This is a genomic window from Roseibium sp. AWQ4_254 (assembly GCF_056161025.1).
Genome location: NZ_JBSWYH010000004.1, coordinates 44,703 through 67,393, shown reverse-complemented (window position 1 = coordinate 67,393; position 22,691 = coordinate 44,703). Strand labels below are relative to the sequence as shown.

Here is a 22,691-nt window from a genome sequence, read left to right as displayed (position 1 = left end):
GTCAGCCCTTTGTATCGTCGGAGTGGGAAAGGCCGGAGCCCAGGGGGGCGGGGCTGAACGCCGCAAGCGCTGCCCGCAAGAGGGCAAAGACCAGAAGCAGGGCGAACAGCAGAAACACGCTGAAATGCACAAAGTCCATTTGAACGGCCATGGCCGGGGATTTCTGCAACTGGCCGATCGCGACAAATTTCCAGGCACCGGGGAGGAGCAGCGCGGCCAGTCCAGCGGTTGCCAGAGACGCGATGACTGTCAGGACGCGTGGCCAGGGGGCGGGCAGGCGGTCGCAGACAATGTCCACGTTCACCAGATCCCCCGTCATCAGGGCAAGGCCTGCCCCAAGCGCGGTCATGTAGATCAGGGCAAAGCGGGTCAGTTCTTCAGTCCAGACCGGGGAATTGCCGAAGGTGCGTCCCAGAACCTGGGTCAGAACCGCAGCGATCAGGATGAGGAAGGCGAGAAAGACACCTGCGCGGCACAGTCTGTCGAGACCATGGCTAAGTTTCTGGGCGGCATTCATGTGAGTGTCCGGAAAAAAGGCCTGCCACACGGACTGTGCCGGCGGCAGGCCAGGGGAGGATCTTATTTCTGGCTGTCGAAGAGTTGTTCCACGATGGGCTTGATCTCGTCATTCACATTGGCCAGAACCGCATCCTTGGCAGCTGCGGCATAGGCTGCACCGTCAACCTCCACGAATGTCATGCCCTTTCCTTCCAGATACGCCCGGTCTTCGGCCAGGCTGGCCTCCAGTAGACCGCGCTCATAGGCTTGGGCCCGCTTGGCGGCTTCCAGAACGCTGGCCTGATCGTCTTCGCTCAGCGACTGCCAGGTGGCTTCGGCAATCGTCAGATAGATCCAGGACCGCACATGCTGGGTCAGGTTCACATGGGACTGCACCTCGTTGAAATTCGCGGAGCGGATCAGCGCCAGCGGATTTTCCTGGGCATCAATGGTGCCGTTCTGCAGGCTGGTGAACACTTCCGAAAAGGCCATCGGGGTCGGGGCCGCGCCAAGCGACTTCCACACATCCACAAAGAGCGGCACATTCGGCACCCGCAGCTTCAGCCCTTCCAGCTGATCCGGCGCGGTGATCGCCCGGTTGGAAGTCAGGTTGCGGGGCCCGCGGGCAAAATAGGCAATCGGGCGGATCCGGGCCTTTTCGATGATCTGGGCTTCGATCTGGTCGCCGATCTCACCGCCGGCCACTTCGTCCATGTGTTCGGTGGAGGAATAGGCGTAAGGGACGGCGAGCAGGGCGGCCATCGGCGCCCAGTTCTGCAGGCTTTCCCCTGTGATTGTCATGTCGACGGTGCCAAGCTGCATGCCGTTGATCAGATCGATTTCCTTGCCGAGGGATTCGTTCGGATAGATCTCGACCGCGATGCGCCCATCGGTCAGGGCCGACAGCTCCTCACCGAATTTGACGGCGGCCTTGTGCCAGGCATTCTGTTCATTGGCCAGGTGGCCCAGCTTCAGGGTTGTCTCCTGCGCGGCTGCCGCGCCCATCGCAAAATGCGTGGCGAAACAGGCGGCCAGAAGTGTCTTCAATCCATATGCCATAGTTGTCACTCCCTAGGGTTTTGATGAGGCTTCCGCCGACAGATCCTCGCTGCGGTCGAAATACCCCCGGTTCTTCTGAATAATCTGCGGCAGAGTCTTGAGGATCTCGTTCAGGTGTCCGCGCATGGCCCCGGACGCCTTGTCCGGGTTTGCCGCTTCGATCTGGTCGATGATCGCGATGTGCTGCTCGATCAGCGTGTCAATCGGGAACAGCTCGAAGCTCAGGAACCGGACGCGGTCCATCTGGCTTTTCAGCCCTTCCACAAACTGAAACGCAACCTCCTTGCCCGCCGCCTCCGCAAGGGTGCGGTGGAAACGTTCATCCTCGTTGATGAACTCGGGAGGCGAGGCCTTGATCCTGATCTGGTTCTGCAATTGCTGGCGCAATTCGCGCACCAGGGCCGGATCCGGATCTACTGCAAGCAGCCGGACGATATCCGCCTCGACCGCTTCGCGCACGAATCGCGATTGCAGAACGGTCGGATAGTCGATCCGGGTGACCAGCGTGCTGCGCTGGGGCCGGATGAGTATCAGGCCTTCCTCCGCAAGTTTGATGAAGGCTTCGCGAACTGGTTGCCGGCTGATGCCGTAGCTCTTGGCGATCTCTGCCTCGGACAGCTTGCTGCCCGGTGGGAGGTTGTTCTTGACAATACGGTCGCGCAGCAAACGCCGCAGTTGCGGTGCGATTGCGGCCGTTTCATCAAGACCGGTTTCAGTTACGACATCGTTTTGCACGAGCTGTCCTCCCAGGATCGTTATCTGCGCAACTGCCATACTAGTCAACAAAAATTTGACAAGCGCTCTGCAACCCTTCAAAGACTGTTCGAAAGACCGGTGCAACAGGTAGACACCGGACGGCAGACTTGGAGGAACGTCAGGTGCATGAGACTTGGAGGTGGTTCGGCCCGTCGGACCTTGTGGGACTAAGCGATGTGGCCCAGGCCGGGGCAAAGGGCGTTGTGACAGCCCTGCACCACGTGGCCCCTGGTGACGTCTGGATGCCTGAGGAGATCGCGGCCCGTCAGGAGCTTATACGCGCCGGCTCCGGGCATTTGCTGACGCCTCTGACTTGGGATGTGGCGGAAAGCCTGCCTGTCTCGGAAGACATCAAGCGCCAGACCGGGGCCTGGAAGGACCACGTTGCGGCTTATAGGGCCAGCCTGTCCAATCTGGCGGCGGCCGGGATCAAGGTCATCTGCTACAATTTCATGCCGCTGCTCGACTGGACCCGCACCGATCTTGCCTATCAGGTGCCGACCGGGGCCACCTGCATGCGCTTCGATCTGATCGATTTTGCCATGTTCGATCTCTTCATCCTGAAGCGGTCCGGCGCGGAAGCAGACTTTCCCGAAGACGTGGTTGAGGCGGCCCGCAGGCGTTTCGCCGAGACGGATGACGCGTTCAAGAGGGCGCTGGTCGACAATATCATCTGCGGTCTGCCGGGCGGCAATGACCGGCTGACCCTGGACGATATCCGCCGGCACCTGGACGCCTATCAGCCCTTTGGCGAGGAAGCCTTACGCCGCCATCAGGCCGATTTTCTGGAACAGGTGGCCCCCCATGCGCAGTCTTTGGGCCTGCGCTTGTGCTGCCATCCGGATGATCCGCCCTACCGCCTGCTGGGGTTGCCGCGCATCATGTCGACAGAGGCGGACTACGCCCGTCTGGTGAAGGCCGTCGATCTTTCAGCCAATGGCATCACGCTCTGCTCCGGGTCTCTTGGCGCGCGGGCCGACAATGATCTGCCCGGCATGATGCGCCGGTTAGGCTCTCACGTGCATTTCCTGCATTTGCGCAATGTGGCGCGGGAGCATGATCAGCTCTTCGGTTCGTTCCATGAATCGGAACATCTGGACGGTGGCGTCGATATGGCTGCACTGATTGCAGCGGTGCTGGACGAGGAACAGGACCGCAAGGCGGCCGGGCGCGCGGACTGGTCCATTCCGTTCCGTCCGGATCATGGTCAAGACATTCTGGATGATCTGAAGCGCAAGGCGCAGCCGGGCTATCCGGCCATTGGCCGCCTGAAAGGGCTTGCGGAATTGCGCGGGGTGATCGCCGGACTGACCCATTCCAGACAGGTTGCCGGCGCTTGACCGGGGCATGGCCGCCGGGTCTTTTCCGGCCGGTGGGGCCTGTCTTTCTGTGCCGGACACAGCGTGAAAATAGGGCAGTCAGTTACCGCGATCAAATGGCTTGATAAACTTGAGAAAATAATTCAGGTTGCGCGCACACCAAAAGATTGTATCTATCTTGATCATCGACATCTGGAGCTGCGTATGTATCTGGCAATGAACCGGTTTTCCATATTGAAAGGCCATGAGGAAGAGTTTGAGGCAGTCTGGCGCGAGCGGGAGACCCGCCTTGCCGAAATGCCGGGCTTTCAGACCTTCCATCTGTTGAAGGGCCCGGTTGACGAGGAAACCGGCACCACCCTTTACGCCACCCACACCGTTTGGAGCGGTCAGGGTGATTTCGTCAACTGGACCAATTCTGAACAGTTTCACGATGCCCATAAGAATGCGGGCAATAACGGCCATATGTATGCCGGTCATCCCCGCTTTGAAGGGTTTCAATCCGTCCTGACGGCGTGAGGCAAATCCGGACCGGATTTGCAAAGGCAGCGCGTTACTGCGCTGCCTTTTTGGTCAGGGCTTTCAAGGCACCGGTCATTTTGGCAATGCTCGGATGGTCGGCCGCCAGCCCATGGACTGCCGCCAGATCCGCCGGATCATGATAGACGAGCACTGTGCCGTCCACCGTCTCGATGACCGCCACGCGGATCGGCAAATCAAGCCCTGCCTCGGGCGCATCGCGGATGACCGGTGTTCCTAGGTTCGGATTTCCGAACATGATCAGCTCATTGGCCGGGATCTCCATGCCGATGCTCTTGCCGCCGCCCGCATGGTCGACCCGGGCAAACACTTTGGCCCCGGCCGCCTCAACGGCGGCGACAAGATTGTCGGCGGTCTCGGACACCGAATGCGGACTGGATACCCGCACGGGGTCGGCCTGTGTGGCCGTAACGGCGGTGAGAGACAGGACGAGGGGGGCTGCCAAGGCAGTTAGCGGGACAAGACGCAACATAAGATCCTCCAGGCAATTAAGAAAGAAGGACCGCAGTCTCCTGTGCGGCAGCCAGCAATGCCAATCACAGTTTGCGGAGCGGCTGGATTTGGACAAAGTCCGGCAGATGGTGGTCACCCGATTGCTCCGGCAATGTTGCGACTGCCTTGCATCTAAATGCTAGTGCGGGATGCGTCTGCTGCGGTCCCTTCGTCTTGGTGAAGGCCGGGCCCATATCCTGCCTGCCGCGACGATCAGGCTTGCCCCGAGGGCCAGCAGGCAAAGCAGCACTTTGGTGACCGGCTCCATTGTTCCCTCGATCAACAAGGCGTGGGCCACGGTTCCGGCCACACAAACAAGCGCCAGCCCCAGATGCGCCCTGCGCCACAGGCGAGGGGACAGTTTTAGCTTCCGCCGGACTGCGGCCAGAAGCGCAGCGCCAAACACCGCCCACATGGCGACAACACCCCACGCGGAAAAAGGGGTTGGGGAGCGGAACAAAAGCGCGTCGAGCACGTCCGGCGGGCTGGTGATCCAAAGCCCGGCCACATGCAGGACAACCGCCACAATCAGCAGCATACCGCCCCAGCGGTGCAGCCGCCGCCCGCGTGTACCAGCCAGGCCTGGCAAGGCGCCGGTGGCCAGAAGCGGCTGCATAAAGAGCAGTGCGAGGGCGGCAATCCCGGCAAATCCTGCGGCGATATAGACCGGTTCGCGCCAGGCCAAGAGCGGACTGAGCCCGGCCGCCAGCGTTGGCATGGCCAAGGCCGCTGCAACCAGAACCCAGATGAGGACAGCTCGTATTGGCAGCACTTTGAAGGTCAGGCGGGCAGCAAGACAAAGTGGGCTTCCAGGCGCTTGTCCCTGGCGCTTGACATGACCGGCCTCAGGAACACGGTTTCAAAGTCGCCACTGTCATAGGCCAGATGTCCGTGAGGCTGGCCGAAGGCAGGCACGATCTGCGGCATCTCGAGACGGAACACCCCGTTTTCGTCGGTCAGAGTTGCCCCATGGCTGTGCGGATCCCGCTCGTGCCCTTCTGTTGTATGGGCCCAGATCTGGATGCGCTGGCCAGCCAGTGGCGCGCCGTCTCCAGCCCGGCGGACCGTGCCGGACATCCAGAAGCCCCCGCCTCCGATCCGGTCCACAAGCGGGGCACCGGGCCGGTAATTGTTGGAGCCGCCCCGCATGGAGCGGGTCGGGGCCAGGCCCTGTGCGCTTGCAGGTACAAGCAGCCCCGAAGAACCGGCTGCGAGAGCTGCCCCACAGGCCGCAAGAAGGGTTCGCCGGGTGAAAGGGGCACGCGTCATATCGCTGTCTCCTGTCCTGCAATCGGAGCCGGGTCAAGGAGCCGGGGGATCTTGAGGGCGGATCGCCCAGCTTTCAGATGCAGAGTATAGGGCACTTGGTGGCAATTCCGAGAGGGTGCTGCATGTGATTGACAAGACATGGCTCACGCTTGCGTGAGAAAAAGGGGAGAGGCATGAGAGGTGTCAGCCTGCATCCAGATGCGGCTTGGAGGTGTGCTTCGCTTCGTCGAAAAAATTGAAAAACAGATTGTAGAAAGAAATGTGAGAACTCGTTGCATGCCATTTTTTTGGAATAATGCACATCGATCTTGGTTTGTTTTGATTTTGTTGCAAGCTGATGCCATGTCCGTTGGGTGGAAATAGGTCTCCGGAGGCCGCACTTGGTGGGGCTTCGGACATTGCCGCACGTTTGCACCAAGATTCCCGTCATAAGTGCGATCCAGCGATGTCAGCGGGCAAAGCAGATCCGGTCAAATCGTGCAGACTTATCGCCCGATGTTCTAGCGTATGGCCGAGACCCGAGGAGCTGTCGAGGGGTCCGTAACGGTCATTGCTGAAGCCGCTCCGCATGGATCGGGTTGGGTTTCTTTAGGGCATGTTGCCCTTCGCAGCTGGAGTGCGGGATTTGGTTTCAAGGGTTGAAAAGCTTAAAAAGATGAATTTACGCAAGTGAAAATCGCTGATCCACCGAAAGGAATAGAAAAACCTATCAACTTTATGTTGTTGTAAACATTGTAAAAATTACTATATAAGTAGAAATGCGATTTTTTTATTTTTTGAATTAAATATTTTGTAATTGGAATCTGTTGTCATAGGGTCAAAATTAGCGATGAGGATCACGAAATATGTCTTTCGCGCGTTGGCCTTTGGCTTGGAAAATCTGCACCCCTGTTTTCGTCATTACTGTCTTCACAATCGCGTTGGCAGGCCTTTCTCTAAGCTCGCTCAAAAGTGCGATGTTGAAAGAACGTCTGGTGAAAATCGAAGACATTTCAAACACGGCAAAGATGATTGCCGTGAGCTATTATGAAATGGAACAGGCCGGTACGCTGACCCGCCAGGAAGCGCAAAGCCGCGCGGTCAAGGCCATTTCCGCCATGCGCTATGAGAATGGCGAAAACTATGTCTTCGTCTTCAACAACGAGTCCATCACCGTGTCCCACGCCAAGGCGAGCCTGATCGGGAAGGACCTGTCCGGTCTGAAGGATGCAAATGGTGTTCAGATCATTCCCGAGCTGGTTAAACTTGCCAAAGCCGGCGGCGGCAATCTGCAGTATTTGTGGCCACGCCCGGGAGACGACACTCCGATCCAAAAATGGGGCTATGCGACCGGCTTTGCACCTTGGCAATGGATGATCGGCACAGGCGTTTATATCGATGATCTTGAGGCAGCCTATTGGAGCCAGGCGGTCATGATCATTGCCCTGACCGTGATCGGGGCTCTTGTGGCCGGGTCGATCGCGTTTTTGGCAATCTCTAGCCTGGTTAAACCTCTCAAAGCCCTGACCTTGAATATGAGCCGTCTGGCGGATGGCGAGGCCGATATCCGGATTGACGATGCCGACCGGGGAGATGAGATCGGCCAGATGGCGGCAGCGATGGAGGTCTTTGTCAAGAATGAGCACAAGCGCCGCGCTTTGGAAGAGCGGCAGGCGGAGAGTCAGGAAGAGGCCGCCCGCAAAGGTGCCGAAATCCAGCAACTCAGCAGCGAGTTCGACCGCCAGATTATGGACATGATGGGCATCATTGATGCGTCGGTGCAGAACCTGCAGGCCTCTTCTGCGGACATGACCGGGGTGGCAGCGCAGACCACGGAGCAGAGCGGTCTGGTCTCCAGCGCCTCATCCCAGGCGGCCAGCAATGTGGAGATGGTCGCAGCGGCTGCTGAAGAATTGTCGGCCTCTGTCAGCGAGATCCGCCGTCAGGTTCAGAGCTCCAGCGACATTGCGGCCAAGGCCTCAGGCGAGGCGGAAGCCACCAATGAGCGCATGAACGGATTGTCCGAAGCCGCAACCCGCATCGGTGAAGTGGTGACGCTGATCCAGGCAATTGCCGAACAGACCAACCTGCTGGCTCTCAATGCCACAATCGAGGCTGCCAGGGCAGGTGAGGCCGGCAAGGGCTTCGCGGTTGTGGCGGCTGAAGTCAAGGACCTGGCGACCCAGACCTCCAAGGCAACGGAAGAGATCTCAAGCCAGATCAGCGCAATTCAGGAAGAGACCAGCCACGCGGCCAGTGCAATTTCCTCGGTGACGGAAATCATCAACAACATGAACGAGATTGCGTCGTCCATTGCTTCATCGGTGGAAGAGCAGGGCGCGGCAACTCAGGAGATCGCGGCCAATGCAACGGAAGCTTCGCGCAGCACGGTGGACGTGACCACCAATATTGAAAGCGTGGCAACAGCTGCTGAAAACACCCGTGATACGGCGGAAAAGGTTGATGCTTCCGCGCGCCAGCTGGAAGATAACGCCGCCATGCTGCGCGATCAGGTTGGCGCGTTCCTCGGCGAAGTCCGCGCCCGGTCTGCCGCCTGACCAAGGCACAGCAAACCAGGACAATTTGAAGAGACCCGCCCGGACTTGGGCGGGTCTTTCCGTTTCATAGGCTGTTTTTTCTGCGCGGACGGAGGGGCTTTTTTCTCCGCGAATTCTGAGTAGGGGGTGTCCCAAAATTGGGTAGACACACTCATGGCCTTAGAAAGGAGCCGTGCCTAGTCTGACTGACAGTCCGTTTTGGATGGGAGTGGCCTGTCAGCAACGGGGTTTGAGACCGGAAAGTACCGGTTCTGACGGCTGGGCTCCGTTGCCGCTGTTTCAAACTCTGTGACACGCCCGCGCTGCCCTGGTTCAGGAGCGTGGCCAAGTTTCTGGCCACAGAGCCCCTTGAACACAGGCCGAATGTGTTTGGGAGCTATTTATGACGAAATTTCTGTTTTCAGCCCTCGCCGTTTTTACCTTGGGCGCTCCGTCCCTTGCCCAGGCTGCTCCTGTGGATGCGGTCAGCTTTCTTCAGATGGATTACAGGTTTGTTTCGGTTGCCACGGACCCGGTGCCGGGGCCTCTGGTGGTTGGCGCCTCTCCGGCAGGGATGTCCGTTAGCACCGGCGGGCCGGCCTTCAACATCTCCATCGGCAGCCAGATTGAGGACCCGGGCGCGGTCACCGCGATCGATCAGAACACGGTTCAGGTCGGCTGTGCCTCCTGCGAGCCGCTGGTCCCCTTTGTCAGCACCCGCCGTTTGCGGGTCAACCGTGCTGATCCAACCGAATTTGCAGATGCCCAGGCCAACATTGAAAACACCATTTCGCAGGATCAGGGTGCCGACGTGACCAGTTTTGCCATTGGACAGCAGCAGACGGACCGCGACGGGCTGGCCCAGCTGCGGATCACGTCCTCCCCGGCGGCTGCAGAGGCCGGGTCGACTTACGGTATCTCGCGTGTGACAACGTATGAAAACACCAGTGATGCGCAACTGGCGCTTCAGTTTGTGACCGAGATCGACGTGGACCTTCTGGCCCGGTATTCCGGGGAGGACGGGTTTGCCCGGGCCAGCACAACGCAAAGCGTCCTTTTTTCCGGCGTGTCCGATGGCAATCTGACAACCGTCGTCACCGAAGATACCTCCCAGGTGACGGAGATCGGCGACGGGGCCTCCGTGACAGCGGATACGTTTCATTCCGGTTCCGGCATCATGGGACTGCTGTTCTCCGCCAGTGCCACTGCCCTTGGGGATGGTGGTTTCACCGAGGCCAGCTTCAGCCTCTTCCACCGGGTTGTTTTCCTGCTGTTCATCGACCCCGGTCAGGCCGTTCAAATGGAAACCGCGTTTTCCCAGGCCAATTTTGTCGAATATGCGCCGGGTCCGGTGTCCGAGATTCCCTTGCCCGCCGGTGCGCTGCTGCTGTGCAGCGGCCTGGCCCTGCTCACAGGCCGCCGTGCCTTTCAGGTGTTGCTGATCCATACCAAGCACGGTTGATCATGCGCTATCTGACCGCACTCGGAGGGACTTCGGACGTTGTCGCACGCCTGGCCCGATACCCCGCATTGGCCTGCGATGCGCTCCTGGCCGAAGCCCCTCAAAGCGCGGTTAGTTAGGTCAGGATCAATTGCGCTTGATATTAGAGCGAAGAGGCGGGGCGCAAGGTCCATAGGGTATCTCCTTAATGAAAGTCACGGCTTGGAAACAGCCGCTTGGCCTGCTCGCGCGGGTGCATGGCCCTTGGCCGGGGGGCAGAAGATTTCAGGTGGTGCGGCACTTCGTCGGCCTTGGGGGACATCTGGCCCAGAACCTCATCATTGGGGTGGCCCAAAAGGGCAAGGTCCCGGGAGCGGTCCTCGATATGGTCGGCGATGAGATGAACGACCATGCCCTCGCGCTCCAGGCGCCCGGTGACTTTCAACAGCCGCCCGCCAATCACGGCCGCGCGGTAGCGTTCATAAAGCTTCGGCCAGACAACCACATTGCTGACCCCGGTCTCGTCTTCAAGGGTCAGGAAGATGACCCCTGAGGCGGTGCCCGGGCGCTGGCGGGTGATGACGAGCCCGGCCACGCTGACGCGCCGTGCCTGGGCGGGCGTCAGCCGGGACAGCCGGTCATGGGGGGTGAGGCCGGGAAGGTGCGGGCGCAGCAGTTCCATCGGATGGGCGCGCAGGGTCAGGCGGGTGGCAAGATAATCCTCCACCACTTCCTGGCCCAGATGCATGGCGGGCAAAAGCACATCCGGCTCAAAGATGGCTTCACCGTCAATCGGGTCGTTGAAGAGCGGCAGCGGTTTTGGGCTGCGGATCGTCTTGACCTGCCACAGGGCGTCCCGGCGGCTGAGACCCATGCCGGCAAAGGCATCTGCCTCGGCCAGCCGTTCCAGGGTCGCAGGCGCCACGCCGGTTCTGAGCCACAGGGTTTCCGGGTCCGGATAGCCGTTGCCGCGGGCGGCCACGAGCCAGTCGGCATCCTCCTCCTTCAGGCCCTTGATCTGGCGGAACCCGAGCCGCAGGGCCAGTGCGCCGTCGCTGCGCCGCTCCAAGGTGCAATCCCACTGACTGGTGTTGACGCAGACCGGGCGGACCTCCACCTGGTGCTCGCGGGCATCGCGCACGATCTGGGCCGGGGCGTAAAAGCCCATCGGCTGGGCATTGAGCAGGGCGCAGGCAAACTCGGCCGGGAAGTGGCATTTCAGATAGGCCGAGACATAGGCCAGCATGGCAAAGGCTGCCGCATGGCTTTCCGGAAAGCCGTATTCGCCAAAGCCCTCGATCTGGCTGAAACAGCTTTCGGCAAAGCTCTGTTCATAGCCGCGCGCAGTCATGCCGGAGATGAATTTCTCGCGCAGCTGGCCGATGGTGCCCATGCGCCGGAAGGTGGCCATGGAGCGGCGCAGCTTGTCTGCCTCCGACGGGGTGAACCCGGCGGCGACAACGGCGATCTGCATGGCCTGTTCCTGAAACAGCGGCACGCCGAGGGTCTTGCCAAGTACGTCCTCCAGATCCTTTGAGGGAAAGGAGACCGGCTCCTTGCCCTGGCGGCGGTTGATATAGGGATGGACCATGCCGCCCTGGATCGGGCCGGGGCGCACGATGGCAACTTCAATGACGAGATCGTAAAATTCACGCGGGCGCATGCGCGGCAGAAAGTTCATCTGCGCCCGGCTTTCCACCTGAAAGACGCCGATGGCATCGGCCCGGCACAGCATGTCATAGGTGGGCGTGTCCTGCTGGGGCACGCTGGCAAGGGTCAGTTGCTTGCCGTGGTGGGTTTCGATCAGGCCGAAACATTTGCGCAGGCAGGTCAGCATGCCGAGACTGAGCATGTCGACCTTCAAGATGCCGAGCGCGTCGATATCATCCTTGTCCCATTCGATCACCGTGCGGTTTTCCATGGCCGCATTCTCGATCGGGCACAGGGCATCCAGCCGGCCTTGCGTGATCACGAAGCCGCCCACATGCTGGCTGAGATGGCGCGGGAAGCCGATGATCTCCCGGATCAGCTCGATGGTCTGGGCGACCCTCGGATGGGCAAGGTCCAGCCCCAGTTCCTTCATCCGGGCCTCTTCCGGCCCGCTGTTGGAACTGCCCCAGATCTGGCCGGACAAGGCGGCGGTCATATCCCCGCTCAGCCCCATCACCTTGCCGACCTCGCGGATGGCGGCGCGGCTGCGGAAATGGATCACCGTGGCGCAGAGCCCGGCCCGGTGGCGGCCGTATTTGCCATAGACATACTGGATCACCTCTTCGCGCCGTTCATGTTCGAAATCCACATCGATATCGGGCGGCTCGCCCCGGTGCTCGGAAATGAAGCGCTCGGACACCATAGTGATGGTTTCAGGCCCCACATCGGTGATGCCGAGTGCATAGCAGATGATGGAATTGGCGGCCGAGCCGCGCCCCTGGCACAGGATGTTGCGGCTGCGGGCAAAGCGGATGATGTCGTGAACGGTCAGGAAATAGGCGGCGAAGGCGAGTTTGCGGATTAGCGTCAGCTCTTTCTGGGCCAGCTGCTGGGCGTGAACAGGCACCCCGGCCGGATAGCGCCGTTCAAGACCCTCGAAGGTCAACCGCTCCAGACGCTCCTGGGGCGGTTCCCCGCTGGTGATTTCGTCCGGATATTCATAGGACAGTTCAGACAGGTCGAAACTGCAACGGGTTGCAATCTCGGCCGTACGCCGGAGGGCGGCCGGATGGTCGCGGTAGAGGCGGGCCATGTCGTTGGCCGGTTTCAGCCGCCGTTCGCCATTGGGCAGGGCGCGGGTGCCGATCCCGTCAATGGTGCAGCCTTCCCGCAGGCAGGTCAAAACATCGGCCAGCCGCCGCCGTCCGCCCTGGTGCATCAGCACATCGCCGACCGCGACCATGGGGGTGGCCAGTATATGGGCGGTTCTGGCGCAGGTCCGGAACCAGGCCTGGTCGGTGCCGTCATAACGCGGCGCAGCCCCTAGAAAGACATGGCCGGGGGCCTCCTGGCGGAGGGTGTGGATATGATATTTAGCCGTCTTACAAATTCCGTCCCGGGTGGAGGAGACCTGGGGCAGGGCGATGAAGATCAGGCCGTTGCAGAAATTCAAAAGGTCTTCGAAGGCCAGATCGCAGCCGCCCTTTTCCGCCCGCCGCTTGCCAAGGGTCAGCAGCTGGCTGAGGCGCTCATAGGCGGGTCTGTCCGTCGGCAGGGCGATGAAGTCAACCGGACTGTCGGTCAGCACCAGCCGGGTGCCGGTGATCAGCCGGGGCAGCTTCAGGGCAGGTGGCGCGGGCAGGGGCTGTGCTGGGCCGTCCGGTTGCCGGGAGGACGGATCGATCCGCATGTGAGAGCGTACGCACACGCCGCCGTCCCGGGCGGCCCGCTTGAGTTCCTTCAGGGCGGAATAGGCCCTGACAACCCCGGCAAGGGAATTCCAGTCGGTGATCGCAATGGCCGCCAGTCCAAGCGTGGCGGCCCGGGTTACCAGTTCTTCGGGATGGGAGGCGCCGCGCAGAAAGGTGAAATTGGAGGTCACGCACAGTTCCGCATAGGGCGGGCTGTCCCAATGCTGCCCGTCCGGAAACACATGGGAGGTCATTGGCGCGTCTCCCGTGTCCCTTCAGAGTGTGTACTGATCAAGGCCGGGCGAGTTGTCGAAAGATGTCCCTCCTCCGCCGCCCCGGCCTTGCGCAGGTGCCTGATCCTGAGCAGGCGGCATGGCGGTCCCGGCTCAAGGCCGGGACGGCGCAGAGGGAGAGGCAAGCCAAGGCGGCACATGGGGAAAGAGGAGCCGGGATGGCGAAAGGGGAGTGCGGGGCCGGGACGGCGCAGAGCGGCGGCGGTAAGGAATGGAGGGAGCCGCATCAGCCGAACTCCCCTTGCACGTACCAGCCCGGGGTCTGGGGGGTGTGGAACAGCCACAGGCGCGGGCCCTGGCCCGTGGCGATACGCCAATAGTCGCGCAGACCCCGGGCCCAGCTGCCGTCCTGGTCCCACCAGGACGGGCTGATCCGTTCGGGGCCTTCGGCGGTCTGTGTGGTCAGGGTGCGGCCGCGCCAGCGGAACCGGCCGGGCGGGGTCGCGCCGTGGCCGGTGATCGGCTCGGGCGGGAACAGGCGCAAGGGGCGCGGGCGGCGGACGGGCCAGGCGGCCACCGGCGGGCAACTGGCCGCCGGGGCCAGCTTGAAGCTGCGTTCGGGAATATGGCTGTCCACGGGCACGAAGCGCTGAATGTTCTCCAGCCCGATCCGGCTGCCCAGCTGGGTGATGAGATCGGACAGGCTGTCCTTTTCAAGCGCCTGGGAGGGAGTGAGCTGCCGGGGGGCAAGCGGTTCCACATGGGTGGCTTCCAGGCGGATCAGGTCAATGCCATAACCGGCATCGACATTGCTCACCCCGCGCTCGAACAGGGCCAGGATCCGGGCTGGATCGCGCATCGGTCCGGCCAGGCGCAAGTCCACCGCCAGGGTTTCCTGATCTACCCGGCGGAAGGCGAGTTTCAGGTTACGGGCGCCTTTCTGGGCCGTGTCCAGCCGGGTGCACAGATGAGTCACCAGCCGCTGTGTCCCGGCCATGACATCCTCCAGAAGGCCGACCGGCTCGGGCAGGGTCATGCGCACGGCAAAAGGCCGGTCTTCCTGGAGCGGGGAAATCTGTTCGGGCAAGGTGCCGAGTGCCTGATCCAGGCGGCGCAGCACCTCGCCGTCATAGCGGCGGGCAATGGTGGCCCGGGGCAGGTTGTAAAGCGCGGAAATGGTGGCAATGCCGAGACGCTCCAGGCTGGTCGTGGTCTGGTCAGGCAGGCGCAGGGCTGTCAGCGGCAGCGGGCCTATCCGCTCCAGAATCCCGCCGGGCGGGGCAATGCCTTCAGCAAACCGGGCCAGCGCCCAGGCTGCGCCCGGGGTCGAGGCCAGACCGGTGCGGGCGGTGAGCCCGGCCCGGGCCAGACGGGCGCGCATGTCGTCCAGAAGAGGGGCTTCGCCGCCCAGAAGGTGAGCCGAGCCGGTGATGTCCAGAAAGAGGCCGTCCTGACGGTCGAGGCCGACCCAGGGGCAGTAGCGCAGGGCCCACCGGGCCAGCAGGCGCATAAAGCGCTGGTCGGCGGCCGGGTCGGCAGGGCGGGTCACCAGAGCGGGGCAGAAACTGCGTGCATGCACCAGGCTCATGCCCCGGCTGAGACCGGACGCCGCCGCCCGCGGGCAGAGATCGTGAATCCGGTCCGAATTGCGGTCATGAAGGGTCAGGGCAAAGGGTGCGTCAACGGGCGCAGCGCGCAGGGACCGCTCAGCCGCCAGCCTCGGAAACCACAATGACACGACGCGCCGCTGCATCCCAACGGACCACCCATTCCGATAATGTTCCTATTTTGTTCTTTATAAGCGACCAGCGCCAATGAGTCGAGTCATGGTCATTTTGCTGAGGCAGTCCCGGCTGTTGCCTTAAGGGGCTGTGCGGGGAGAGGCGCGCGCCCGGCGCTGAGTTTGGCCCCGGCACATTGGTGCAGAGCCACCGGGTTTCGGCGGCGTTGCTGCCCGCGCCCTCCGGGATCAGCAGCAGGGCGGTGGTGCCGCCAGCCTCTGCGGCCAGTTGAAGGCGCCGCCCTTCGGTCAGGCCGATGGGGGCGGTCAGCTCACCGGCCACGAGCCCGGCAGCGCCGGAGCGCAGGGCCGTTTCCATGCTGGCCAGCACCGCCTGCTGGCTGCCGGTCCGGGTGATCAGCAATTTGCCCGGGTCGCAATAGGCGGAAAGCCCTTCCGGGTTGAGCACGGGCAGCCTGGCCTCGCACACCCAGACCACCGGGCCGTCCGCCTGGCCGGCGGCCATGGCGGCAAAGGCCAGCCCGCCATCGCCGCACACTTCATGGGCACGGGCCGGTTTCAACGGATAGACGGTGGCAAAAGGCAGGGACATGAATTGGGGAAACGCAGTTTATCAAATGTCATCATTGTTGGGCGGGCGAAGCGCCCGGAGGCAGCATAGCGGCAACGGCCGTAAGGTCAAAGGCTGGGATGACGCAGAGGGTTCAAGACCTTGAGAGAATTGGGGGGAGGTGACGGAACCTGAATAAAGTCATCGGGTTAGCGGTGGGGCTTGCGGCGGGCGAGCGAAGTGTCACTGAATTTTCATATGAACGACGCCGAAGCTACATGTGAGCCACCTAATGTTACCCGGCTTGTGGGGCGGCCCGGGAAGCGATCTCTGGCGCAGCGCACAGGAATGCAGGGGCCTCAAGAAGGGCCTTTTTGCCGGAAAAGCGCAGAAATCTGCGCCGGTTCGCCGCAATCCGGCCGTCAGAGGTAAAATAAATTCTTTCCCGTTTGCGGGCGTGGCTGAGGCGTGTTTAAATGTTCATATGAGCGTCATATAACGTTCATATGAAAACAATACGAAATGCAGGCGTTATCGTTTCGGGTGCCGGGCAAGCCATTTCGGCGCCAGAAAAAACCAACTGCTGACCTGGGCATCAGCCCTTCGAGATGGGAGCAAATTGAATATGGCTTATCGTAAGACTGTTGCCGGCCTTGTTGCTGCGGCCGCCCTGCTGGGCACTTCCTCCGCTTCTTATGCGGCCACCGACATCACCTGGTGGCACGCCATGGGCGGCAAGCTCGGCGAAGTCGTCAACCAGATCTCCACTGACTACAACGCTTCTCAGGATACTTGTAACCTGACCCCGGTCTACAAAGGCGGCTACGAAGACACGCTGACTGCTGGCATCGCCGCTTTCCGTGCTGGCGAACAGCCGAACATCATCCAGGTTTTTGACGCAGGCGCTGCCACCATCATCGGCGCGAAAGGCGCTGTTGTGCCGGTTCAGGACCTTTTGAAAGACAATGGCGTTGACTTCAACATCGAAGACTACATCGCCGGTGTCCGCTACTTCTACGCCGATAGCGACGGCAAGATGATCGGCATGCCGTTCAACTCGTCTGCCCCGATCCTCTACATCAACGAAGATGCGATGAAGAAGGCCGGCGTCGAAGCTCCGAAGACCTATGAAGACTTCGAAGCCATCGCTCCGAAGCTGAAAGAAGCCGGCTATGTGCCGCTCGTTCAGTCGCACCTGCCGTGGGAATTCGTGGAGAACTTCAAGTCCCGCCACGACCTGCAATTCGCCACCAACAACAACGGCTATGACGGCGCCAAGGGCACCGAGCTGGTCTTCGGCGATCCGATCAAAAACCATTTCACAGCCGTCAAGAAATGGCTCGACGAAGGCTATTTCGGCTATTATGGCACCGGCTGGTCCGACAACCAGCAGCCTTTCAACGAAGGCAAGGTGGCTCTGTGGATCGGTTCTTCCGGGTCCTTCGGCGGCATTGCTGCAACGGTCGACTTCCCGTTCTCCGCAACCTTCCTGCCTTACTGGGATTCCGTTGAAGGTGCCGGCACGGCCAGCTTCATCGGTGGTGCGGCCCTGTTCGCCATGTCCGGCAAGCCGGCTGAAGAAAACGCCTGCGTGGCCTCTTTCTTCAAGTATCTGACCTCTCCGGAAGTCCAGTACACCTGGCACAAGGAAACCGGCTATGTGCCGATCACGAAGGCAGCTTATGAACTGGCCAAGAAGGACGGCCACTACGAGCGCACTCCGGCTGCCGAAGTCGGCATCAAACAGCTGATGCTGCCGGGTGGTGAGTGGACCAAAGGCTACCGCATGGGCTTCTACGTCCAGATCCGCGACGTCATGAACCGTGAACTGGGCAAGGTCCTGGCCGGTGAAGAATCCGTCGACGACGCGTTTGCGACCATCAAGTCCGATGGTGACAAGCTGCTTGAGCGGTTCGCGAAAACCGTCGGAAACTGATTTTCCGAAACCATGAAAATGATGAGGGCGTCCCCGGGCGCCCTCATGTCCTGCGAGGCGGCGGACGTTCGGGCAACCGGGCCGGGCCGCGAAGTCCGTTTGCGGTGGCGCAATGAAAAAAGTTCAATTCAATACACCGGCGATCCCCTACCTGCTGCTGTTCCCGCAGCTGGCCATTGTCGCCGTGTTCTTTCTCTGGCCTGCCGCCGAAGCGGTGCGGTCCTCCTTTTATCTGGAAGACCCGTTCGGATTCGGGGCGACTTTTGTCGGGTTCGACAATTTCGTCGATACGGTCACATCGACCGATTACAGCCGGGTGGTCGGATTCACCGCCGTCTTCACGTCTCTGGTCACCTTCTTCTCCCTGGCCATCGCCCTCCTGCTGGCAGTGAAGGCGGACAAGGTCCTGCACGGGGCTTCCACCTACAAGACCCTGCTGATGTGGGTCTATGCGGTGGCCCCGCCGGTGGCCGGCCTGATCGGCATTTTGCTGTTCGACCAGCATGTGGGCCCGATCGTCCAATTCGTCGCCATGTTCGGTTGGGACATGAAGATCGGGGTGAACTATTTTGACACCTCCTTTGCCATGGTCACCACGGCGGTCTGGAAGCAGATCCCGGTGAACTTCATCTTCTTCCTGTCCGGCCTTCAGGGCATTTCCAAATCCGTTCAGGAAGCGGCCAGCATCGACTGCCGCTCCGGCTTCCGCCGCTTCTGGACGGTCACTTTCCCGCTGCTGGCGCCGACCGGTTTCTTCCTGCTGATCATCAACATCACCTACGCCTTCTTCGACACGTTCGGCATCATTGACGTGATCCTGAAGACCGAGCCCGGCAACAATCCGGTGACCCTGGTCTACAAGGTTTATCTGGACGGCTTCCGGGGCAACGACCTTGGCGGGTCCTCGGCCCAGTCGGTCCTGCTGATGATCTTCGTCTTCATCCTCACAATCATCCAGTTCCGCTTGATCGAGCGGCGCGTTCACTACACCTAGGAGACGGGATATGAAACGATTGCAGATCGGCGATCATCTGATCCTGCTGGCCGGTGTCTTCTTCATGGTCTTTCCCGTGGTTCTGGCCTTCCTGACCTCCACCCACGATGCGATCACCATCTACAAGGAAGGCCTGCAATTCACCTTTGGGGACGAGGGCCTGAAGGCTTATGAGACGGTGCTGACCAGCGCCGGAGGCTTCACCAAGGAAGTCAACGGCTTTGTCATGCTCAAGAACTCGCTGATCCTGGGCCTTGGCTTTGCCATCGGCAAGATCGTGATTTCCATGCTGGCGGCCTATGCCATTGTGTATTTCCGCTTTCCCATGGCTTCGCTCTGCTTCTGGGTGATCTTCTGCACCCTGCTGCTGCCGCTGGAGGTGCGCATCCTGCCGTCCTATGAAATCGTGCAGGAACTGGGTCTGGTGAATACCTATACCGGGCTGATCCTGCCGCTGATTGCCTCTGCCACGGGCACGTTCTTCTTCCGCCAGTTCTTCCTGTCCGTGCCGGACGAATTGCTGGAAGCCGCCCGGATCGACGGGGCAGGGCCCTGGAAGTTCTTCAAGGACATTCTGGTGCCCCTGTCGCAGACCATGATCGCGGCCATCTTCATCATCATGTTCGTCTATGGCTGGAATCAGTATCTCTGGCCGACGCTGATCACCACGGACGAAACCTTCTTCACGCTGGTGCGCGGTATCAAGCAGATCCTCCAGGTCTGGGTGGGCGCGCAGATCCCGGACTACGATCAGGCCATGGCCCTTGCCATTCTGGCAATGCTGCCGCCGGTTCTGGTGGTCGTGGTCTTCCAGAGCTGGTTCATCAAAGGGCTCGTCGAGAGCGATAAATGAGGTTTTAAATGGCAACGATTACTCTCGACACCGTCCGCAAGGTGTATGCGGGCAATGTGGAGGCGGTCAAAGGCGTCTCCATTGACATTGCCGACGGCGAATTCATCGTTCTGGTGGGCCCGTCCGGCTGCGGCAAGTCGACCCTGCTGCGCATGGTCGCCGGGCTGGAAGACATTACCACCGGCGAAGTCCGCATTGGCGAGCGTCTGGTGAACAACGTCGACCCGGCGGACCGGGACATTGCCATGGTGTTCCAGAACTATGCGCTTTATCCGCACATGTCGGTCTATAACAACCTGGCCTATGGCCTGAAAAACCGGGGCATGGCCAAGGACGAGATCGACCGCAGGGTGAAGGAAGCCGCCCGCATTCTGGAAATCGGTGACTATCTGGACCGCAAGCCCCGGGCGCTGTCCGGTGGCCAGCGCCAGCGCGTGGCCATGGGCCGGGCGATTGTGCGCGAACCGGCTGCCTTCCTGTTTGACGAGCCCTTGTCCAATCTGGACGCCAAGCTGCGGGTGCAGATGCGGGTGGAGATCAAGCGTTTGCAAAGAGCGCTCGGCACCACAAGCGTCTATGTGACCCATGACCAGCTGGAAGCGATGACCCTGGCCGACCGGCTGGTGGTCCTCAATGGCGGCAATATCGAGCAGATCGGTGCTCCGATCGATGTCTATGACAAACCGGCCTCCACCTTTGTCGCCAGCTTCATCGGCTCTCCGGCCATGAACCTGATGAATGTGAAAGCAAATGGTGACCGTCTGGAACTGGCCGAAGGCAGCGGGCTTTCCGGCCCCAATGCCAAGGCGAAAAACGCCTATACGCTTGGCATCCGCCCGGAACATCTGGAAGTCACGAGCGCCCCGGCCTCCGGGGACGATGTGGCACTGGAAGCGGTGGTCAATGTGCTAGAGCCGGTCGGTGCGGAAAGCTTCGTCTATGCCAGCTTTGAAAGCGGCGGGCCGGAAATCGTTGTGCGGGTGTCCAGCCATGCCAAGCACGCGCCGGGGGAAAAGATCCATCTGAAAGCCGCTCTGGGCAACGTTCATTTCTTCGATGCGGAGACCGGCAAGCGGATCGATTGAGCGGATTTTCGGGAAGGCCAGTCGGGTTTCATGGGCTCTGCCTTTCGCGGCCTGACATCACAGATTTCAGCTTAGAAAGACAAGCCGGTTTGAAGCCATTGGAACGTGCCACGCTCTGAGGGAAAAGGCGCGGACCACTCAGGTGGCCCGCGCCTTTTCAATGCCTTGTCGCGCCGCTGGGCAAAGCGCCTGCCTCAGCCGGGCCAAGCGATCAGATGCGGGGTTTCGGGGCAGGCGGCTGGTCCGAATCGCCGGAATTGGGTTCGCCCTTTGGCTCGATCAAAAGGACCTTGACCTCTGCGGCCGCGCGTGGGCGGTGCACTACCCCCTTGGGCACGATGAAAAGCTCGCCCGCCTTGACTGTTTCGGACGGCAGGCCTTCCAGATCCATGATCATCTCGCCTTCCAGCACGAAGAAAAAATCAGCCGTCGTGTCGTGCTTGTGAAAGGGGAATTCCCCCTTGAATTTGACGACCATGACGTCGTTGTCATTATAGTCGGCGACCACATGCGGGTCCCAATGGGATGCAAAGCGGGACAGCTTTTCAGCCAGATTGACGGGTTTCATGGAAAAAATCCTTGTTGGAGGTGCACGGACCCTATCGGGCTCCGGCAGGCCGGGCAACACCCGGCTAAAGGGCGCCAAACACCTGCCCGGCCCGCCGGGGGACGGTCATTGCTCACCTGCGCCTGCTGCACAACGGGCCGCAGAATGAGGGAGAGTGGATGAAGCGGGTTTGTGCAAAGAAAGCGTTGCCAATCTTCAGAAGGTCATCCCCGGTCGAGCCGGGGACGCATGCAAGGAGGCCGTGGTTTCCGCCATGCGGGATCTCCTGACACCCCCTGTCAGGAGACCCAGTGCCCACCGCTTTTCCTGGCTGCAGGTGTCTGGCACATCAGGGCAAACGAACATGCTGGAACGCCTATGGAACCCTTCAAGAACAACATTTCGCCCGAGCTTGTGCGCTGTCTGGCCGGTCACCTCTCCCGGCATCTTGAGGGCTTTGATCAACCGGCTTTTGAAGCCGCAGTCGTGCCCCGGCTGCCGGATCTGGAGCTGAAACAGCGGGCGCGGCTGATTGCCGAGGAGACCGGCAAGGTGCTGCCCGCGCCTCTTTCTGAAAAATTCCGGATCTTGAAGGCTCTGCTTCATCCGGAAGACGGAGAGGGGAGTGAGCGCAAAAGCGATGCCAAGGGCATGCGCGGCTGGGCCATGATGGCGCTTGGCATGGTGGTCACGGATCATGGCCTGAACGATTTTGAAAGCGCGTTCGCGCTGCTCAAGGAGATGACCAAGCGGGCGACGGCGGAATTCGACGTCCGGCCGTTTCTGGCCAGGGACCAGGCCCGGGCCCTTGGCCTGATGGCCCCTTGGGTGAACGATCCGAATGTTCATGTTCGCCGTCTGGTGTCGGAAGGAACCCGCCCGCGTCTTCCCTGGGGCCTGCAGCTGAAAAGCCTGATCGCCGATCCTTCCCCCACTCTGCCGCTGCTCGAAGCGCTGAAGGATGATCCGCAGGACTATGTCCGCCGCTCGGTTGCCAATCATCTCAACGACATTGCCAAGGATCATCCGGATCTCGTGGCACAGATTGCCGCGCGCTGGCTGAAAGATGCGGACAAGGCGCGGGAAAAACTGGTGCGCCACGCCTGCCGGACCCTGATCAAGCAGGGACATCCGGCCACGCTGAAGGCCTTTGGTCTCAACCCGCCGCAAATCGAGCTGGCCGGGCCGTATATCAACACACCGCAGGTGATCTATGGGGAGGCTCTGTCCTTCGAAATGGAGCTGACGTCAACCGGATCTGCGCCTCAGGATCTGGTGATCGACTATCTGGTGCACTTCAAGAAGGCAAATGGCGCACTGGTGCCCAAGGTTTTCAAATGGACCAAACTCAGCCTTGCCCCCGGCGGGACGGTTGCTCTGGCGCGCAGCCATGCCATCAAGCCAATCACGACTCGGGTCTATTACGGTGGCGCCCAGGCCCTCAGCGTCAGGATCAATGGCCAGGATTTTGGCTGGGTAGAGTTTGAGCTGGTGATGCCAGAGACGTAATACATAGCGTAA

Annotated in this window: 19 protein-coding genes; 9 read left to right on the top strand and 10 right to left on the bottom strand. The window is 61.0% G+C overall.

Translation table 11 applies throughout. From position 1 onward, the window contains the following. Position 1 precedes the first annotated feature (1 nt). The 3 genes from ACXAIC_RS04220 to ACXAIC_RS04210 all read right to left on the bottom strand — a co-directional run bounded on the left by ACXAIC_RS04220 (position 2) and on the right by ACXAIC_RS04210 (position 2,292). On the bottom strand, positions 2-517 hold the full coding sequence (locus ACXAIC_RS04220) for a TRAP transporter small permease (RefSeq protein ID WP_475173972.1): 516 nt from the start codon (positions 515-517) through the stop codon (positions 2-4). 62 nt (positions 518-579) lie between these two features. Beyond that, positions 580-1,557 carry a TRAP transporter substrate-binding protein gene (locus tag ACXAIC_RS04215; RefSeq protein ID WP_475173971.1) on the bottom strand — a complete coding sequence of 326 codons (978 nt, stop codon included), beginning with the start codon at positions 1,555-1,557 and terminating at the stop codon, positions 580-582. Between the two features lie 12 nt (positions 1,558-1,569). Next, positions 1,570-2,292 (bottom strand): GntR family transcriptional regulator, encoded by a 723-nt coding sequence (locus tag ACXAIC_RS04210; RefSeq protein ID WP_475173968.1) that lies wholly within the window; start codon positions 2,290-2,292, stop codon positions 1,570-1,572. A gap of 143 nt (positions 2,293-2,435) precedes the next feature. Between ACXAIC_RS04210 and uxuA the strand changes: the two genes are divergently transcribed. Together uxuA and hmuQ are read left to right on the top strand one after the other, a co-directional pair. Continuing rightward, positions 2,436-3,653, top strand: a complete 1,218-nt coding sequence (uxuA, locus tag ACXAIC_RS04205; protein WP_475173965.1) for a mannonate dehydratase — start codon at positions 2,436-2,438, stop codon at positions 3,651-3,653. 183 nt (positions 3,654-3,836) lie between these two features. Beyond that, the gene (hmuQ, locus tag ACXAIC_RS04200) at positions 3,837-4,151 is read left to right on the top strand and encodes a heme-degrading protein HmuQ (protein ID WP_475173964.1); all 315 of its coding nucleotides are present in this window, start codon (positions 3,837-3,839) and stop codon (positions 4,149-4,151) included. A 34-nt stretch (positions 4,152-4,185) separates the two neighbouring features. On the opposite strand, the gene ACXAIC_RS04195 is transcribed toward hmuQ, so the two are convergent. From ACXAIC_RS04195 to ACXAIC_RS04185, 3 genes are all read right to left on the bottom strand, one after another. After that, the gene (locus ACXAIC_RS04195; protein WP_475173962.1) at positions 4,186-4,644 is read right to left on the bottom strand and encodes a DUF302 domain-containing protein; all 459 of its coding nucleotides are present in this window, start codon (positions 4,642-4,644) and stop codon (positions 4,186-4,188) included. A 159-nt stretch (positions 4,645-4,803) separates the two neighbouring features. Then, a complete protein-coding gene (locus ACXAIC_RS04190) occupies positions 4,804-5,436 on the bottom strand; it encodes a ferric reductase-like transmembrane domain-containing protein (RefSeq protein ID WP_475173960.1) in 633 nt (210 codons plus the stop codon). 8 nt (positions 5,437-5,444) lie between these two features. Continuing rightward, on the bottom strand, positions 5,445-5,933 hold the full coding sequence (locus ACXAIC_RS04185; RefSeq protein WP_475173959.1) for a twin-arginine translocation pathway signal: 489 nt from the start codon (positions 5,931-5,933) through the stop codon (positions 5,445-5,447). 845 nt (positions 5,934-6,778) lie between these two features. On the opposite strand from ACXAIC_RS04185, the gene ACXAIC_RS04180 reads away from it, so the two are divergent. Beyond that, the gene (locus tag ACXAIC_RS04180; protein WP_475173957.1) at positions 6,779-8,470 is read left to right on the top strand and encodes a methyl-accepting chemotaxis protein; all 1,692 of its coding nucleotides are present in this window, start codon (positions 6,779-6,781) and stop codon (positions 8,468-8,470) included. Positions 8,471-8,852: 382 nt separating this feature from the next. Beyond that, positions 8,853-9,911: a hypothetical protein gene (locus tag ACXAIC_RS04175; protein WP_475173955.1), complete on the top strand. Its 1,059-nt coding sequence runs from the start codon at positions 8,853-8,855 to the stop codon at positions 9,909-9,911. Positions 9,912-10,095: 184 nt separating this feature from the next. On the opposite strand, the gene ACXAIC_RS04170 is transcribed toward ACXAIC_RS04175, so the two are convergent. The 3 genes from ACXAIC_RS04170 to ACXAIC_RS04160 form a co-directional block, all read right to left on the bottom strand. Beyond that, positions 10,096-13,485, bottom strand: a complete 3,390-nt coding sequence (locus ACXAIC_RS04170) for an error-prone DNA polymerase (RefSeq protein WP_475173954.1) — start codon at positions 13,483-13,485, stop codon at positions 10,096-10,098. 265 nt (positions 13,486-13,750) lie between these two features. Next, entirely contained in the window at positions 13,751-15,202 is a 1,452-nt protein-coding gene (locus ACXAIC_RS04165) for a Y-family DNA polymerase (protein ID WP_475173951.1), read from the bottom strand. After that, positions 15,171-15,797 (bottom strand): ImuA family protein, encoded by a 627-nt coding sequence (locus ACXAIC_RS04160; RefSeq protein ID WP_475173950.1) that lies wholly within the window; start codon positions 15,795-15,797, stop codon positions 15,171-15,173. Before ACXAIC_RS04160 ends, ACXAIC_RS04165 begins: the two co-directional genes overlap by 32 nt. A 583-nt stretch (positions 15,798-16,380) precedes the next feature. Here ACXAIC_RS04160 and ACXAIC_RS04155 point away from each other — a divergent pair. From ACXAIC_RS04155 to ACXAIC_RS04140, 4 genes are all read left to right on the top strand, one after another. Continuing rightward, complete coding sequence (locus tag ACXAIC_RS04155; protein ID WP_475173948.1) at positions 16,381-17,691, top strand: extracellular solute-binding protein; 1,311 nt, start codon at positions 16,381-16,383, stop codon at positions 17,689-17,691. Between the two features lie 112 nt (positions 17,692-17,803). Next, complete coding sequence (locus ACXAIC_RS04150) at positions 17,804-18,685, top strand: ABC transporter permease subunit (RefSeq protein WP_475173947.1); 882 nt, start codon at positions 17,804-17,806, stop codon at positions 18,683-18,685. A 10-nt stretch (positions 18,686-18,695) separates the two neighbouring features. After that, positions 18,696-19,538, top strand: a complete 843-nt coding sequence (gene ugpE / locus ACXAIC_RS04145; RefSeq protein WP_475173944.1) for a sn-glycerol-3-phosphate ABC transporter permease UgpE — start codon at positions 18,696-18,698, stop codon at positions 19,536-19,538. 8 nt (positions 19,539-19,546) lie between these two features. Further along, positions 19,547-20,623 (top strand): sn-glycerol-3-phosphate import ATP-binding protein UgpC, encoded by a 1,077-nt coding sequence (locus tag ACXAIC_RS04140; RefSeq protein WP_475173943.1) that lies wholly within the window; start codon positions 19,547-19,549, stop codon positions 20,621-20,623. A gap of 211 nt (positions 20,624-20,834) precedes the next feature. Here ACXAIC_RS04140 and ACXAIC_RS04135 read toward each other — a convergent pair whose 3' ends face one another. After that, a complete protein-coding gene (locus tag ACXAIC_RS04135) occupies positions 20,835-21,191 on the bottom strand; it encodes a cupin domain-containing protein (protein ID WP_475173941.1) in 357 nt (118 codons plus the stop codon). A gap of 357 nt (positions 21,192-21,548) precedes the next feature. Here ACXAIC_RS04135 and ACXAIC_RS04130 point away from each other — a divergent pair, with 357 nt between their 5' ends. After that, the gene (locus tag ACXAIC_RS04130) at positions 21,549-22,679 is read left to right on the top strand and encodes a DNA alkylation repair protein (protein ID WP_475173939.1); all 1,131 of its coding nucleotides are present in this window, start codon (positions 21,549-21,551) and stop codon (positions 22,677-22,679) included. Positions 22,680-22,691 lie beyond the last annotated feature (12 nt).

What these genes read in the sequence shown, in the direction of transcription:
- ACXAIC_RS04130 (WP_475173939.1), top strand. Translation starts at nt 21,549, where the DNA reads ATGGAACCCTTCAAGAACAACATTTCGCCCGAGCTTGTGCGCTGTCTG.
- ACXAIC_RS04155 (WP_475173948.1), top strand. Translation starts at nt 16,381, where the DNA reads ATGGCTTATCGTAAGACTGTTGCCGGCCTTGTTGCTGCGGCCGCCCTG.
- ACXAIC_RS04170 (WP_475173954.1), bottom strand. Translation starts at nt 13,485, where the DNA reads ATGACCTCCCATGTGTTTCCGGACGGGCAGCATTGGGACAGCCCGCCC.
- ACXAIC_RS04185 (WP_475173959.1), bottom strand. Translation starts at nt 5,933, where the DNA reads ATGACGCGTGCCCCTTTCACCCGGCGAACCCTTCTTGCGGCCTGTGGG.
- ACXAIC_RS04135 (WP_475173941.1), bottom strand. Translation starts at nt 21,191, where the DNA reads ATGAAACCCGTCAATCTGGCTGAAAAGCTGTCCCGCTTTGCATCCCAT.
- ACXAIC_RS04195 (WP_475173962.1), bottom strand. Translation starts at nt 4,644, where the DNA reads ATGTTGCGTCTTGTCCCGCTAACTGCCTTGGCAGCCCCCCTCGTCCTG.
- ACXAIC_RS04220 (WP_475173972.1), bottom strand. Translation starts at nt 517, where the DNA reads ATGAATGCCGCCCAGAAACTTAGCCATGGTCTCGACAGACTGTGCCGC.
- ACXAIC_RS04175 (WP_475173955.1), top strand. Translation starts at nt 8,853, where the DNA reads ATGACGAAATTTCTGTTTTCAGCCCTCGCCGTTTTTACCTTGGGCGCT.
- ACXAIC_RS04140 (WP_475173943.1), top strand. Translation starts at nt 19,547, where the DNA reads ATGGCAACGATTACTCTCGACACCGTCCGCAAGGTGTATGCGGGCAAT.
- ugpE (WP_475173944.1), top strand. Translation starts at nt 18,696, where the DNA reads ATGAAACGATTGCAGATCGGCGATCATCTGATCCTGCTGGCCGGTGTC.
- ACXAIC_RS04160 (WP_475173950.1), bottom strand. Translation starts at nt 15,797, where the DNA reads ATGTCCCTGCCTTTTGCCACCGTCTATCCGTTGAAACCGGCCCGTGCC.
- ACXAIC_RS04215 (WP_475173971.1), bottom strand. Translation starts at nt 1,557, where the DNA reads ATGGCATATGGATTGAAGACACTTCTGGCCGCCTGTTTCGCCACGCAT.
- ACXAIC_RS04180 (WP_475173957.1), top strand. Translation starts at nt 6,779, where the DNA reads ATGTCTTTCGCGCGTTGGCCTTTGGCTTGGAAAATCTGCACCCCTGTT.
- hmuQ (WP_475173964.1), top strand. Translation starts at nt 3,837, where the DNA reads ATGTATCTGGCAATGAACCGGTTTTCCATATTGAAAGGCCATGAGGAA.
- ACXAIC_RS04150 (WP_475173947.1), top strand. Translation starts at nt 17,804, where the DNA reads ATGAAAAAAGTTCAATTCAATACACCGGCGATCCCCTACCTGCTGCTG.